Source organism: Nocardioides sp., from assembly GCF_047606145.1.
Lineage (GTDB): Bacteria > Actinomycetota > Actinomycetes > Propionibacteriales > Nocardioidaceae > Nocardioides.
The window spans coordinates 25,385-38,828 of sequence record NZ_JASGET010000023.1 but is presented as its reverse complement, the minus strand read 5'-3'; the positions used below and the strand labels follow the sequence as shown (position 1 = coordinate 38,828).

Here is a 13,444-nt window from a genome sequence, read left to right as displayed (position 1 = left end):
GGCAGTCAGCGAGCGTCAGCGAGCGACCATCGGCCTCAGGCCGCCGCGTCCGTACCCTTGCCCCTCCTCGACGGGGGCGGCGGCATGAGCACCGAGTCGATTCAGGCAGCCGCGGTGAGCGAGCCCGCGGAGAGGACCGCCGGCGCGGCCGTCTCCCCGCTGCGGGGCGCGGTGGCCTCCCTGTTCCGCAGGCCGCTGGCACTGGTCAGCATGGTCTGGCTGGTGCTGGTCGTGCTCGGCTCTGCGTTCGCCGGACCGCTCTCGCCACACGACCCGTACAAGCAGGACATCCTGCACACCCTGGCCAAGCCCAGCTCGACCTACTGGCTCGGCACCGACGACGTCGGTCGCGACGTGTTCTCCCGACTGCTGCACGGTGGCTCCGGCCTCTTGCTCGGCTCGCTCGAGTCGGTGCTCATCGCCGTGGTGATCGGGGTGGCGCTCGGACTTCGTGCCGGGTACGCCGGCGGGTACGTCGACGAGGCGCTGACGTTCTGCATGAACGTGCTGCTCTCCATCCCCGGCTTCGTCATCCTGATCGCCGTCGTGGTCGTCAGCAACGATCGCCTCTGGATCGTGATGGGCGTGCTCGGCATCATCTTCAGCGCGAGCTTCTATCGGCTCACCCGGGCCTCGACGCGGTCGGTCCGAGAGCTCCCGTACGTCGACACGGCGCGTGTCTCCGGCCTGCCGCGCCGGCGCATCCTGACCCGTCACGTGCTGCCGAACATCACCGGGCCGCTGGTCGTGCACGCCTTCGTCACCTACGGGATCGCGCTGATCGTGGCCAGCTCGTTGGCCTTCCTCGGCCTGGGGTCGTCGCCGACGACTCCCAACTGGGGCCAGATGATGTACGTGGCCAACCAGAACCTCAACAACGATCCCTGGCTGATGGTGCCGGTCGGCGTCGTCATCAGCTTCACGATCCTCGCGGCGAACCTCATCGGGAGCGCGCTCCGCGACGGGTTGCCGCAGTCGAGCCGACAGCGGCTGCTGGTCGATCCTCGCCGGGCACCCACCGTCGCCGCGTCGGCGGCCGTGGCGGCCGCCGAGCGGACGGCTCCCGAGGCGCTGCTCGAGGTGCAGAGCCTCGACGTCTCCTTCGAGGTCCTCGACGGACGCCTGCAGAAGGTCGTCGACTCGGTCTCCTTCTCGGTCGACCGAGGTCGGACCGTCGGCCTGGTGGGCGAGTCCGGTTGCGGGAAGACCATGACCGCACTGGCGCTGATGGGGCTGGTGCCGCCGCCGGGCCGGATCACCGGCGGATCGATCCACTTCGACGGGATCGACCTGGCCCGGCTTCCGGAGGCGGAGAGGGCGAAGCTGCGTGGCTCGCGGATCGCGATGGTCTCCCAGGAGCCGATGGTCGCCCTCGATCCGTGCTACACGGTGGGGGCCCAGCTGCGTGAGCCGCTGCGCCGGCATCGCGGATTGAACCGGAAGCAGGCCGACGAGCAGGTCCTCGAGCTGCTCCGGCTGGTCGGGATCGCGGCACCGGAGACGGTGGCGAAGAGCTATCCGCACCAGATCTCCGGTGGGATGGCGCAGCGGGTCTGCATCGCGATGGCGCTGACCGGCGAGCCGGACCTCCTGGTCGCCGACGAGCCGACCACCGCCCTCGACGTCACCATCCAGGCCGAGGTCCTCGATCTCCTCCGCAGTCTGCAGGAGCGACTCGGGATGACGGTGGTGATCGTGACCCACGATCTCGGCGTGGTCGCGGACATCTGCACCGACGTCGTGGTCATGTACGCCGGCGAGGTGATCGAGTCGGGGACGGTCGAGGACGTGCTGACCACGCCGTCCCACCCCTACACGCGTGCGCTCCTGGGCGCGTCGCCGGATCTCGCCGCACCAGGGGGGAACCTGCCGACGGTCGAGGGGACGGTGCCGCTGCCCAAGGACTGGCCGGCCTGGTGCCGGTTCGCGGCCAGGTGCCCCATCGCGGCGGTCGCCTGCACCGAGGCTCCTGTCCCGGCCGTGGAGCTGGGCGGCACCCACCAGGCCCGCTGCCTGCGGACCGGCGATCCGGCGGCCGTGCCGGTGGATCCGACCGATCCGGGGAGCCCGGTGGAGCTGGCGAAGACCGACGCCACGGAGGTGAACGACTGATGGCACCCGAGAACCTGCTGGAGGTGCGCGATCTGGCGGTGGAGTTCAAGGCCCGCGGCCGACGCGGTGCGGTCGTCAAGGCCGTCGACGGGGTGAGCTTCACCGTCAAGCGCGGCGAGACGGTCGGGCTGGTCGGGGAGTCGGGCTCGGGGAAGTCGACGATCGGCCGGGCGGTGCTCGGCCTGACCAGGCCCGCCCGCGGAAGCGTGCATCTCGATGGCCGGGACATCACCGGATATCGAGCCGGCGCCGACTCCTCGATCGCCAAGCGGCTCCAGGTGGTCTTCCAGGACCCGTTCAGCTCGCTCAACCCGTCCCGGACGATCGGTCGCACGCTGACCGAGCCGTTGGAGATCCAGGGGAACCTGGCCGCGACGGAGGCGATCAACCAGATCCAACGACTCCTCGACAGCGTCGGCCTGCCCAAGGACGCGGCGACCCGGTACCCGCACGGGTTCTCCGGCGGCCAGCGTCAGCGGATCGCCATCGCCCGGTCGCTCGCCACCAGCCCCGAGCTGGTGATCTGCGACGAGGCGGTGAGCGCGCTCGACCTGGTGACCCGGGCGCAGGTGCTCAACCTGCTGGCCCGACTGCAGCGCGAGACCGGCCAGGCGTTCCTGTTCATCGCCCACGACATCCCGATCGTGACCCACGTCTCGCAACGCACGGTGGTGCTCTATCGCGGACGCGTGATGGAGCAGGGACCGGCGCGTTCGGTGCATGAACGGCCGCTGCATCCCTACACCCGGGCGCTGCTGGCGGCGGTCCCGGTGCCGGATCCGGTGGCCCAGCGCGAGCGCCGGGCGGCACGACGGCAGCTGGTCGCGGCCACGACGGCCGAGGCGAAGCCGATCCCGGAGCAGGGCTGTCCGTTCGCGCCCAGGTGCGTCAGCGCCAGCGACGTGTGTTGGAGCAAGCGCCCGGCGGACACGGCGGTGCAGGACGTGACCCTGGCCTGTCACCTCTACGACCCGGCCTCCGGCCATCCCGACGCCACCACGCCGTACGGCGGGCAGAAGGCGGCCATCCCCGGCCAGCAGTGCTAACGGTTTCCCTAGGAATCAGGAGTCAGTCATCTTGCCTGAACACACCATCAAACGCGGCGTCAGCCTCTACTCCTACCAGGAGGAGGTCTTCCTCGGAAAGCTCGACCTCGAGGGCGCCATCGCCGCCTCGGCCGGCTTCGGCGCCAACGGCATCGAGATCATCCCGGAGCAGTCCTACGACAACTTCCCGAACCTGACCGAGGAGCAGGTCGCGCACTGGTTCGCGTGTCACGAGAGGTACGGGACGCAGCCCACGGCGTACGACATGTTCCTCGACACCACCCGGCGCAAGGACCGGCTGATGACGCTCGAGGAGGGCGTGGAGTCGCTGGTGCGCGACATCAAGCTGGCCGGCCGGCTGGGCTGCTCGGTGATCCGGGTCATCGTCAACACCCCGCCCGAGGTCTTCGAGAAGGCCGCGCCGTACGCCGAGGAGTACGGCATCAAGCTCGCCGTCGAGGTGCATTCGCCGATGAGCTACGAGCACCGGTGGATCCGTGAGTTCGTCGACGTCATCCACCGCGTCGACAACGGGCATCTCGGTCTGTTGCCGGACATGGGGACCTTCGTCAGGCGCTTCCCGCGGGTGGTCTGGGAGCGAGCGCTGCGCGACGGCGCCACGCCGGCGCTGGTGGATCGGATCGTGAAGACCTACGACGACCACCCACATGACATCCATCAGCTGCCCGGCGAGATCCGCTGGCGTGGCGGCAACGCGGTCGACATCAACCTCGCGCAGCAGGCCACGCACTACAACTACGTCGACCCGAAGACGCTGCTGGAACACATGCCGTATCTCTTCCACATCCAGGCGAAGTTCTACGAGATGCAGGACGACGGGACCGAATACAGCATCCCGTACGACGAGCTCGTCCCGCTGTTGATCGACGGCGGATACCAGGGGTATCTGTCCAGCGAGTACGAGGGCAACCGGCACATCCAGGACGCGTTCGTGGTCGACAGCGTCGACCAGGTCCGGCGCCAGCACCAGATGTTCGCACGACTGCTGGGCGAGCCCGCCGGGTCCGCCGAGTCCACGACCGGAAACTGAGGAGGCAGAGATGTTCGATCGTTACATCGTCGTCGAGGGCAGTCTGCGCAACCGCAGCGACGAGACCGGCGAGACCACCGGCTTCGCGGTCGATGCCCGCATCCCGTACTACCGGGGTCTCGGCCTCTCGATGGTCGAGGTCGACCTGACCGTCGACGACGAGATCATCCCGCGGGACCAGGTGAGCTTCGTGGTGCACGGGAACTCCTACCGCAGCGACGAGATGGACGAGGTCTACGACGACCGCTGGGGCTTCACCGAGGCCGCCACCCTCGTGGTCGATCGGCCCGGCGGCCTGCCGGCCGGCGAGCACCGGGTCTCGGTCCTGGTCTCGCTGCGGATCTCCTACATCGGTGGGACCCAGACCACCGGCACTCGGGTGCTCGAGGTGGCCTGAGCCTGGACCCAGGAGCCGATCTGCCGATGACTCGGCACGCGGTGGGGGGGCCCCCCCCCCCCGGGGGGCCCCCACCACCGCGTCGTCGTGTCTCGGCCCGGATCCGGCCGATGCTCGCGCTCGGCGATCGTCGGTGCCGCCGGCCCGTGACCTGTGGCCGGTGGGGTCGTGACATGACTGAGGGCCAGGAGGAGCAGCTCCTGGCCCTCAGGACCGTGGTGGTGCTGTCGATCGATCGGCGTTCGGCCTCGCAGGGGCGACCGGGTCGATCAGGGTCGATCGGGGTCGATCAGAGCTCGGCCACCAGGCTGTTCGCGGCGATGACCGCGAGCGCGACGTTGGTCAGCGTCGGGTTGCAGGCGGTCGGCGTCGGGATGACGCCGTTCCCGGCGACCTGGAGGTTGGCGAACCCCCAGACTCGTGAGTCCCGGTCGCAGACCGAGGTGCCGTCGTCGTGCTCACCCATGCGCACGCTGCCCTGATAGTGCATCGAGCTCCCGGCGGGGAGCAGGCGTGGTTCGCCGTCGGTGATGTAGGTGCCCAGCGCCGCACCGGCCTTGCGCAGGGACTCCTCGGCGCGAGCGACGTTGGCCCAGTCGGTCTCGGTCAGCTCGTAGTGGATGGTCATCGCCGGCATCCCGTAGTCGTCCGCGGCGTCCGCGGAGAACTCGACCCGGTCCTCGGCCCGGATGTCCTTGGTGAGGAAGTAGCCCACGCCGATGGTCGGTCGGTTGACCGTCGCCGAGCCCACCACGATCGGGGAGGCGGCGAGCTGCATCATCTGGCCGTGGTACGGCAGCTCCGGCTCGTGCAGCGGCACCCAGGTGACCCCGGTGAGCGCGTCCCGGTGGTCCTTCTCGTCGTCGCGCCCGGGGTCGCCGTCGTCGCCGCCGGCCTCCAGTTCGCTGGTGTCCAGCGCGATCGCCGACATCATCTGCGGCTGGTCGTTGAGGTATCTGCCCAACGCGGTCGGCCGGATGTCCGACGCCCACAGCAGCTGCGGGCTGCGGAGCGCGTCGGCCGCCACCACCACATGGCCCACCTCGACGGTGACGACCGTGCCGGTCGGCAGGTGGAGGAGCTCCGCGGCGCTCACCCGGCCCTCGGAGTGGATCAGGCGCCGACACAACGTCTCGGGGGAGAGCACGAACCCGGGGGTGGCCGAGTCGCCGGCGAGGTCGCCGAGGATCTCGGCCGCGCCCGACCAGCGGGGCAGCTTGCCGGGTCCCTGCGGGATGCAGGCCAGCGGCATCGGCTGGACCCGTCGATCGGCAGGGCGCCCGTCGTCGAAGTGTTCGCTGAGCCGCGCGCGGACCAGCTCGCCCTCCGGCGTCGGGGTGAAGGCCTCCTGGGTGACGTGCAGCAGGGCGCGGGCGCGGTCGAGGGCGGCGTCCAGGGTGGCGGGGTCGAGGAAGCCGATGACCTCGCTGTCGCCCGGGGAGGGACACGCGCAGGTCCAGTGCGCGGACATGCCGCCGACGGCGCTCGCCATCGCCGCTGCCGGCATCCCGCGCTGCGGATCCGTTCCGATCGGCGGCTGATGGGCCAGGAAGGTGCCGGGGCGAGCCGCGATCTGGTCGCCGACGCGTCCCCGAGGGTTGGTGAGGCGGGCGGGGCCGTTCGGCCCCTGGGAGCGGACCGCGACGGCCTCACGGTCGGGTTCGGGGAGGTTGCGGGTGTTCTCGCCGGCGATCTCGGTCAGCTTGGGCCCGACATCGACCATCAGGACCTGGGCGTCCGGCCGGGCGTCGTGGACGATGCGTGCGAACGTCGAGCCGGCCGGGCCGGAGCCGACGATCAGCAGGTCGACCCTCGGCGGGAGGGAGAACTCCGACATCTGTGTTCCTTTCAACGATGAACGGGGATGGCAGGGGTGCGAGGGCTAGCCGAGCTCCGTGGACGGCGGCACCTTCACCCACGACTCCGTGCGGGCCGAGTGCAGCACAGCCTGGGTGATCACCGTGGCGCGCAGGCCGTCCTCGAACGTGGGGAGGCCGTCTCGGTGCTCACCGAGGACGGTGGCGTAGGCGTCGCCGACGAGGGCCTCGAAGGAGTTCTGGAAGCCCTGTGGATGTCCGGCCGGCAGCACGTCGTACCGGTGGGCGGCGGCCGAGGTCGCCGCCGAGCCGCGGAAGACCTCCTGGTTGGCGTCCAGTCCGCCGATCCACAGGGTGTCGGGCACCTCCTGATTGAAGCTCAGCGCGGCGTCGGTGCCGTCGATGGAGAACCACAGCCGGTTCTTGCGGCCCAGCGAGACCTGGCTGACGATCACCGAGCCGACGGCCCCCTGGTCGGTCTCGAACATGACGGTGGCGACGTCCTCGGTGTGCCCGGTCGAGCCGTTGCCCATCGTACGCCGCTCGGGGACGGTGTAGAGATGGGCGGCCACGCGGGTCAGTCGGTGACCGGTGGTGAACTCGATGAGATCGCACCAGTGCACCCCGATGTCGGCGAAGGCCCGCGAGGCGCCGCCGACGGCCGAGTCGACGCGCCAGTTCGTGTCACCGGCGTCGGCCAGCCAGTCCTGCAGGTACGAGCCGTGCAGCAGGCGCACCCGGCCGGCCTCGCCGGACATGACACGTGCGCGCGCCTCTCGGACGGTGGGGTAGAACCGATACGCGAACGGCACCGCGGTGACCAGACCCAGCTGGCGAGCGAGAGTGCACAGACCCCGGGCATCGTCGACGCTGGTCGCCAACGGCTTCTCGCAGATCACGTGCTTGCCGTGCTCGAGCGCGAGGCGTGCCTGCTCGGCGTGGAGTGCATTCGGGGTGCACACGTGGACGACGTCGATCTCGTCGAGTCGGAGCATCTCCGCCACGGAGTCGAGCACCAGGTCCGCGGAGACGTCGGCGGCCACCTGCCGCGCGGAGTCCTCATCGATGCCGACGATCGCCGCGACGCGGTGGCCGGCGGCGCGGACGGCACGTGCGTGCACCATGCCGATGAACCCGGTACCGATGACCGCTGCGTTGAGGATGCGTGTCGACGCCACGGCGTGTCTCCTGTCTGTTCGGGGGACTCGATGGCCGGTTCTGACCATGGCTCGCCACGATATGCACGCCACATGCATAAGTCAAGATGGTATTGTCCTAACCCTCAGTTCAGGTTCGACGGCGGACGACGTGCGAGACAGTGCGAGACAGACGGGGGTGTGGCGTGGCGCAGACCGAGTCGATGGACGTGCCGGAAGAGTTCCTCGACGCCCTCGTCGAGGTCCTCGACGTGGTTCGCGACGATCACGCACGCACGCGTCCGGACGTCGGCCGGCTGACCAAGCTGGGGCGAGGCGTGGTGGCACAGCGGGTCAGCCAACTGCTCGCCTTCGGCCTGCTGGCCGAGGACACGATGGCCGCCTCCACCGGCGGCCGGCCGGCGCGCAGCCTCCGCTTCCGGGCCGAGGCGGGGGTGGTGATCGCGGTCGAGCTGGGTGCGAGCAGCGTCGCGGTCGGCCTCGCCGACCTGCGGGGCGGACTGCTCGACTACCGCGAGGAGCCCGCCGACATCGGCGACGGGCCCGAGGCGGTGCTCGAGCGGGTCGAGGCGCTCGCCGACGAGCTCCTCGAGGGCCGGCCGGCGGGTGCGCCGCCGGTCTGGGGCGTCGGCGTCGGACTCCCCGGCCCGGTCGAGTACCGGCGCGGTCGACCGATGTCGCCGCCGATCATGCCCGGCTGGGACGGATATCCGGTCCGCGAGCGGCTCGCGGCGCGCTTCGGTGCGCCCACCTGGGTCGACAACGACGTCAACCTGATGGCCGTCGGCGAGTACCGCGCGGGCCGGGCGCAGGGAGAGCCGGACGTGGTCTTCATCAAGATCGGGACCGGGATCGGGGCCGGTCTGATCTCCCGTGGGCTGCCTCATCGCGGCGCTCAGGGCGCGGCCGGAGACGTCGGGCACATCGCCGTCGTCGACGACCCCACCGCGGTGTGCAGGTGCGGCAAGATCGGCTGTCTCGAGGCGGTGGCCGGTGGCGCGGCGCTGGCGCGATTCGCCACCGAGCTCGCCGAGTCGGGAGACTCGCCCTACCTCGCCCGGCTGCTGAAGAAGAAGGGCGCGTTGAGCGCGGAGGACCTCGGCGAGGCGGCGAGCCACGGCGACGTACGGGCGGTCGAGCTGTTCGAGCGCACCGCGACCTACATCGGCCGGATGCTCGCCACGATGATCAACTTCTTCAACCCCTCGCTGGTGATCATCGGTGGGGGCGTCGCGCAACTCGGTGATCAGTTCCTGGCGGCCGTGCGCCAGTCGGTCTACAGCCGCTCGCTGCCGCTGGCCACCCGCGACCTCAAGATCGTGCTGACCGGCGCTTCGGACCGGATCGGCCTGGTCGGCGCGGCGTACACGGTGATCGACGAGCTCTTCTCCCGGGACTGCTTGTCGCGATGGCTCGGCAGCGGCAGTCCGGCGGGACACCCCGATCTCACCGACGACGCTCCCGCGATCGCCGACGCGACGGCGGTGTAGCCGGCCGCCGGCCGTGCCGGGTCGGCCCGCATCGCCTCGCCTGGGTCACCTCGCCTGCGGTGGCGGACGAGTGCTCGCGTCCTGGTGCCTGGTGACCCCTCTCACATGATGGACAATGTCTCGTCAGGGGATGACTTAAGATGATGACATGCATTAGTCTTTCGAGCGAGGGCTTAAGTGGTCGCTCTCGAACCGCCCCACAGGAGGTGCCATGACGTCGCAGAGGGTCGCTCCCGTTCCCCGGCTGCCGGGAGCCGGGCACGCGGTGTTGAGCGGAGCGCGGCTGCGGGTCGTGCCCGGCGTCTCGGCAGAGCCGCGCGCGCGACTGAGCCTGCGACTGCCGAGCTACCGGTCGCTGCCGCTGTCCTGCGTCGAGGGTCTCGACCTCGAGATCGACGGTGTGGCGGTGCCGGCGGACCGGATGGCGCTGCTGGTCAACACGACGCCGTACGCGCTCAGCCAGCTGGGCTCGCACCCCGAGGTGTGGTGGTTCGTCCTGGACCACGCCGAGATCGAGATAGCCGGGTGGCCGCTGGATGCCGGAGAGCACGCGGTCACCGCCGTGCTCACCACCGTCGAGCCGTACGTCAGCAACGGCAGGTTCAGCTTCGTCTACCGCGACAGCGCCGTGCTGGTCGTCGACGACCCGCGCCCGGAAGGAATGCCCCGTGTCTGACCGCGATGTCGCGCCTGGCCGCGACCTGAGCCCGGCGCCGTTCCGACTCGGCGTCACGCTGCACAGCTTCGCCGCCGAGTACACCTCGTTCGTCTGGTCGTTCGAGGATCTGATGCGGCTGGCGGCCGCCGCGGGCGGCGGCGTGGAGATCGTCGGGCCCTCGCACCAGCGCGGATTCCCCTACCTGACGCCCGAGTTCGAGGCGGCGTTCAAGAGCTCGGTGGAGCGCAACGGGCTGACGCCGACGTCGTACGGCAGCTACGCGGACCCGTTCATGCTGCCGGGCCGCGACCTGAGCCCCGAGGAGCTGGTCGCCTACACCATCCCGCAGCTCGAGGGCGCCGCCCGGCTCGGATTCCCGATCGTTCGTCTGCAGCACTTCGTCGCCGAGGTGATCCAGGAGCTGCTGCCGTGGGCGGAGAAGCTCGACCTCGTGCTCGGCTACGAGCTGCACACCCCGATGACGCTGGAGTCCGCGCGGACGCAGTTCCTGATGGAGACGGTGACCACACACGACACACCGCATCTCGGCATCATCCCGGACGCCGGCATCTTCGGCCGATCCATCTCCCAGGCACATCTCGAGGCCGGGCGCCGTGCCGGGATCGGCGAGGACGAGCTCGCCATCGCGGTCGAGGCCTGGAACGCCGGCCGCGAGCTCGAGGAGGCGCTGGAGCTGCTCGGCTCGCCCGACCCGAAGAGCCGGCTCACCACCTGGACCGGCATGGTCTGGGACACCTTCGGGCACTCCGAGCCCGCGGCGCTGCGCGAGGTCATCGACCGCGTGGTCCACGTGCACGGCAAGTTCTTCACCATCGTCGACGGCGACGAGCCCGACCTGCGCTATCGCGAGCTCGTGCACACCCTGGTCGACCTCGGCTACACCGGCTGGATCTCCAGTGAATACGAGGGCGACGCGCCGGACAGCTTCGCCATGGTGGCGGCCCATCAGCGGATGATCCGCGCCCACGTCGCGTCCTACCGGCCCGCCTGACCCATCGGTGGCCCGGTCGCCGGGCCACAGACTCCTTGAGGAGGAACAGCATGCTTGCCACCAGCATCATCGAGCAGGACAGTCTGGAACGCGTCGGCTCGCGCGTCAGGGTGTCGGTCCGCATCCCCTGGTATCGGGCCCTGCCGTTGTCGTCGATCAGCGACGTCCGGGTGGTCATCGACGGCACCGAGGTCCCGCACGACTCCCTCACCTGGACGGTCGACGGCGTCCGCTACCGGCTCGACGAGCTTCCCGAGCACTGGGATCGGTCGTGGTACGTCCTCGACTCCAGCGTGATCGAGGGCGACGACGTCTCCGATCAAGGCCGTGAGGAGCACGAGGTCGACGTGACCATCGGCCTCTACATCCCCTACCTGCCGGCCGGGCCCGGCGTCCTGCAGATCCGTGAGCAGGACACCAAGACACTCACCATGAAGGAGGCGGAATGAGCACCGCGACGGCGCAGGAAGCGACCCGGCGAACTCTGGGACAGCCCGTTCAGGGCGTCACGCTCTACAGCTTCACCCGGTTCTTCCACTCCCGTGGGATGAGCTTCACCGAGTTGGTGCGCGAGGTGGCCCGCCGGGGTCTGGGGCCTACCCTGGAGATCGTCGGCTTCCAGGCGATCAAGGGCTTCCCCGAGGTCTCCGAGGAGTTCGAGCGCGAGTTCCGCTCGGTGATCGACGAGACCGGTCTGGTGCCGAGCTCGTTCGGTGCGAACGCCGACGCCGGCCTGCGTCGCGACCGGATGCTGACCAGCGATGAGCTGGTCGAGTACATGGAGCGGCAGATCGCCGCGGCCCGTCGGCTCGGGTTCCCGATCGTGCGGGTCCAGTACGGTCTCACGCCGGACGACATGGAGCGGTTGCTTCCGGTGGCCGAACGCCACGATGTCACTCTGGGGATGGAGATCCACGCCCATCACACCCCCGGTCATCCGACCTTCCAGGCACTGCTCGAGCGCTTCAGCGCGCTGGGCTCACCGCGCCTCGGATTCATCCCCGACTGGGGCGCCACCATGACCGGCGTACCTCCGACGCTGCTGCGCGCCTGGCGGGCCAAGGGCATGTCGGAGCCGCTGATCGCCGCCCTCGAGGAGTTCTCCGCCGACCTGATCGCCCGCGGCGCGCCCAGGTCCGACGAGGAGCAGGGCGCCCGGATGGAGCAGGCCTTCGCGCTCGCGCACTCCTTCGGGGAGCAGAGGCTCGCGATCGAGGTCGGGGTCGACCTCGCCGGGCTCTTCGGGCGCGGTCGCGTCGAGGAGTGGGCCGAGGTCATGCCCTGGGTCGTCCACACCCACGGCAAGTTCTACGAGATCGACGCCGACGGCGAGGAGCCGTCGGTGCCGATCCCGGAGATCATGGCCCTCTACGTCGAGCACGGCTACGACAGGACCATCTCGAGCGAGTGGGAGGGCTTCCACTGGAACGACTGGGAGGACGCCTTCGACGTGATCGCCGCCCAGCAGGCACTGCTGCGTCGCAGCGCCGAGCGGGCCGGCTCCCGGCTGGTCACCGACCCGGTGGTCGCGCGGGAGCGGCTCGACGCCTTGAATGCGTGAGGTGTAGGCAGGCCGCTGTCCGGCCGCCGCGGCCCGGCCTCGACGAGGTAGCCGTTCATCAGCCAAGGAGGAGCAGTCATGACGCGTCCGATCACGTTGTTCACCGGCCAGTGGGCCGACCTCCCCTTCGAGGAGGTGTGCCGGCTGGCCTCGTCCTGGGGGTACGACGGCCTGGAGATCGCGTGCTGGGGCGACCATCTCGACCCCGATCGCGGCGCGGTGGACGACGCCTACCTCGACTCCAAGCGCGCCGTGCTGGACCGGTACGGGCTGGGGGTCTACGCGATCTCCAACCACCTCAAGGGCCAGGCCGTCTGCGACGACCCCATCGACCAGCGGCACCGTGACATGCTGCCGGACTCGGTGTGGGGCGACGGAGACCCCGAGGGCGTGCGCCGCCGGGCGGCCGAGGAGATGAAGAACACCGCCCGGACCGCCGCGCGGCTCGGCGTGGACACGGTGGTCGGGTTCACCGGGTCGTCGATCTGGAAGTACGTGGCGATGTTCCCGCCGGTCTCCCAGGACGTGATCGACGCCGGATACCAGGACTTCGCCGATCGGTGGAATCCGATCCTGGACGTCTTCGACGAGGTCGGCGTGCGGTTCGCGCACGAGGTGCACCCCTCCGAGATCGCCTACGACTACTGGACCACCCAGCGCACGTTGGAGGCGATCGGCCACCGCGCGTCGTTCGGGCTGAACTGGGACCCCTCGCACTTCATCTGGCAGGACCTCGACCCGGTCGGCTTCATCCTGGAGTTCGCCGACCGGATCTTCCACGTCGACTGCAAGGACGTGAAGCTCAACCTCGGCAACGGGCGCAACGGCCGGCTCGGCTCGCACCTGGCCTGGGCCGACCTGCGCCGGGGGTGGGACTTCGTGTCCACCGGTCACGGCGACGTGCCGTGGGAGACCTGCTTCCGGGCGCTCAACTCGATCGGATACTCCGGGCCGATCTCGATCGAGTGGGAGGACGCCGGGATGGACCGTCTCGTCGGTGCGCCCGATGCCCTCGAATTCGTCCGCTCGCACCTGTTCGAGGCTCCGGAGGCGGCCTTCGACGCCGCCTTCAGCACCCGCGAGTGAGCGGCTCCGCCGCCTGGCGGGACGCCGGTGCGGCACGCGTCGCCGGCCGGCGCCGGA

General features: G+C 70.1%; 12 protein-coding genes. 10 read left to right on the top strand and 2 right to left on the bottom strand.

Annotated features, from left to right (window positions below; genetic code table 11):
• The first annotated feature begins 84 nt into the window (after window positions 1-84).
• From QM638_RS03800 to QM638_RS03785, 4 genes are read left to right on the top strand one after another with little or no spacing between them, the layout of a single operon-like run.
• Window positions 85-2,112 carry a dipeptide/oligopeptide/nickel ABC transporter permease/ATP-binding protein gene (locus tag QM638_RS03800; RefSeq protein ID WP_415140608.1) on the top strand — a complete coding sequence of 676 codons (2,028 nt, stop codon included), beginning with the start codon at window positions 85-87 and terminating at the stop codon, window positions 2,110-2,112.
• On the top strand, window positions 2,112-3,158 hold the full coding sequence (locus QM638_RS03795; protein WP_415140607.1) for an oligopeptide/dipeptide ABC transporter ATP-binding protein: 1,047 nt from the start codon (window positions 2,112-2,114) through the stop codon (window positions 3,156-3,158). The genes QM638_RS03800 and QM638_RS03795 overlap by 1 nt, the downstream gene beginning before the upstream one ends.
• Before the next feature lie 31 nt (window positions 3,159-3,189).
• Window positions 3,190-4,209 carry a sugar phosphate isomerase/epimerase family protein gene (locus tag QM638_RS03790; RefSeq protein WP_415140606.1) on the top strand — a complete coding sequence of 340 codons (1,020 nt, stop codon included), beginning with the start codon at window positions 3,190-3,192 and terminating at the stop codon, window positions 4,207-4,209.
• Between the two features lie 10 nt (window positions 4,210-4,219).
• A complete protein-coding gene (locus QM638_RS03785; protein WP_415140605.1) occupies window positions 4,220-4,606 on the top strand; it encodes a DUF6379 domain-containing protein in 387 nt (128 codons plus the stop codon).
• Between the two features lie 289 nt (window positions 4,607-4,895).
• Here the strand turns inward: QM638_RS03785 and QM638_RS03780 are convergent, their stop codons facing one another.
• Together QM638_RS03780 and QM638_RS03775 are read right to left on the bottom strand one after the other, a co-directional pair.
• The gene (locus QM638_RS03780; protein WP_415140604.1) at window positions 4,896-6,443 is read right to left on the bottom strand and encodes a GMC family oxidoreductase; all 1,548 of its coding nucleotides are present in this window, start codon (window positions 6,441-6,443) and stop codon (window positions 4,896-4,898) included.
• A 45-nt stretch (window positions 6,444-6,488) separates the two neighbouring features.
• Window positions 6,489-7,601 carry a Gfo/Idh/MocA family protein gene (locus QM638_RS03775; protein ID WP_415140603.1) on the bottom strand — a complete coding sequence of 371 codons (1,113 nt, stop codon included), beginning with the start codon at window positions 7,599-7,601 and terminating at the stop codon, window positions 6,489-6,491.
• Window positions 7,602-7,765: 164 nt separating this feature from the next.
• Between QM638_RS03775 and QM638_RS03770 the strand changes: the two genes are divergently transcribed.
• The 6 genes from QM638_RS03770 (at window position 7,766) to QM638_RS03745 (ending at window position 13,387) form a co-directional block, all read left to right on the top strand.
• Window positions 7,766-9,070, top strand: a complete 1,305-nt coding sequence (locus tag QM638_RS03770) for an ROK family protein (protein ID WP_415140602.1) — start codon at window positions 7,766-7,768, stop codon at window positions 9,068-9,070.
• Window positions 9,071-9,281: 211 nt separating this feature from the next.
• Window positions 9,282-9,746 (top strand): DUF6379 domain-containing protein, encoded by a 465-nt coding sequence (locus QM638_RS03765; RefSeq protein ID WP_415140601.1) that lies wholly within the window; start codon window positions 9,282-9,284, stop codon window positions 9,744-9,746.
• Window positions 9,739-10,740 (top strand): sugar phosphate isomerase/epimerase family protein, encoded by a 1,002-nt coding sequence (locus QM638_RS03760; protein ID WP_415140600.1) that lies wholly within the window; start codon window positions 9,739-9,741, stop codon window positions 10,738-10,740. Before QM638_RS03765 ends, QM638_RS03760 begins: the two co-directional genes overlap by 8 nt.
• Before the next feature lie 50 nt (window positions 10,741-10,790).
• Window positions 10,791-11,189 (top strand): DUF6379 domain-containing protein, encoded by a 399-nt coding sequence (locus tag QM638_RS03755; RefSeq protein ID WP_415140599.1) that lies wholly within the window; start codon window positions 10,791-10,793, stop codon window positions 11,187-11,189.
• Entirely contained in the window at window positions 11,186-12,301 is a 1,116-nt protein-coding gene (locus QM638_RS03750) for a sugar phosphate isomerase/epimerase family protein (RefSeq protein ID WP_415140598.1), read from the top strand. Before QM638_RS03755 ends, QM638_RS03750 begins: the two co-directional genes overlap by 4 nt.
• Before the next feature lie 78 nt (window positions 12,302-12,379).
• Complete coding sequence (locus QM638_RS03745) at window positions 12,380-13,387, top strand: sugar phosphate isomerase/epimerase family protein (RefSeq protein WP_415140597.1); 1,008 nt, start codon at window positions 12,380-12,382, stop codon at window positions 13,385-13,387.
• The last annotated feature ends 57 nt before the right edge of the window (window positions 13,388-13,444 follow it).

Excerpts from the sequence above, each read along its gene's own strand:
- QM638_RS03800 (WP_415140608.1), top strand. The coding sequence starts at position 85 with ATGAGCACCGAGTCGATTCAGGCAGCCGCGGTGAGCGAGCCCGCGGAG.
- QM638_RS03795 (WP_415140607.1), top strand. The coding sequence starts at position 2,112 with ATGGCACCCGAGAACCTGCTGGAGGTGCGCGATCTGGCGGTGGAGTTC.
- QM638_RS03785 (WP_415140605.1), top strand. The coding sequence starts at position 4,220 with ATGTTCGATCGTTACATCGTCGTCGAGGGCAGTCTGCGCAACCGCAGC.
- QM638_RS03780 (WP_415140604.1), bottom strand. The coding sequence starts at position 6,443 with ATGTCGGAGTTCTCCCTCCCGCCGAGGGTCGACCTGCTGATCGTCGGC.
- QM638_RS03765 (WP_415140601.1), top strand. The coding sequence starts at position 9,282 with ATGACGTCGCAGAGGGTCGCTCCCGTTCCCCGGCTGCCGGGAGCCGGG.
- QM638_RS03755 (WP_415140599.1), top strand. The coding sequence starts at position 10,791 with ATGCTTGCCACCAGCATCATCGAGCAGGACAGTCTGGAACGCGTCGGC.
- QM638_RS03750 (WP_415140598.1), top strand. The coding sequence starts at position 11,186 with ATGAGCACCGCGACGGCGCAGGAAGCGACCCGGCGAACTCTGGGACAG.
- QM638_RS03745 (WP_415140597.1), top strand. The coding sequence starts at position 12,380 with ATGACGCGTCCGATCACGTTGTTCACCGGCCAGTGGGCCGACCTCCCC.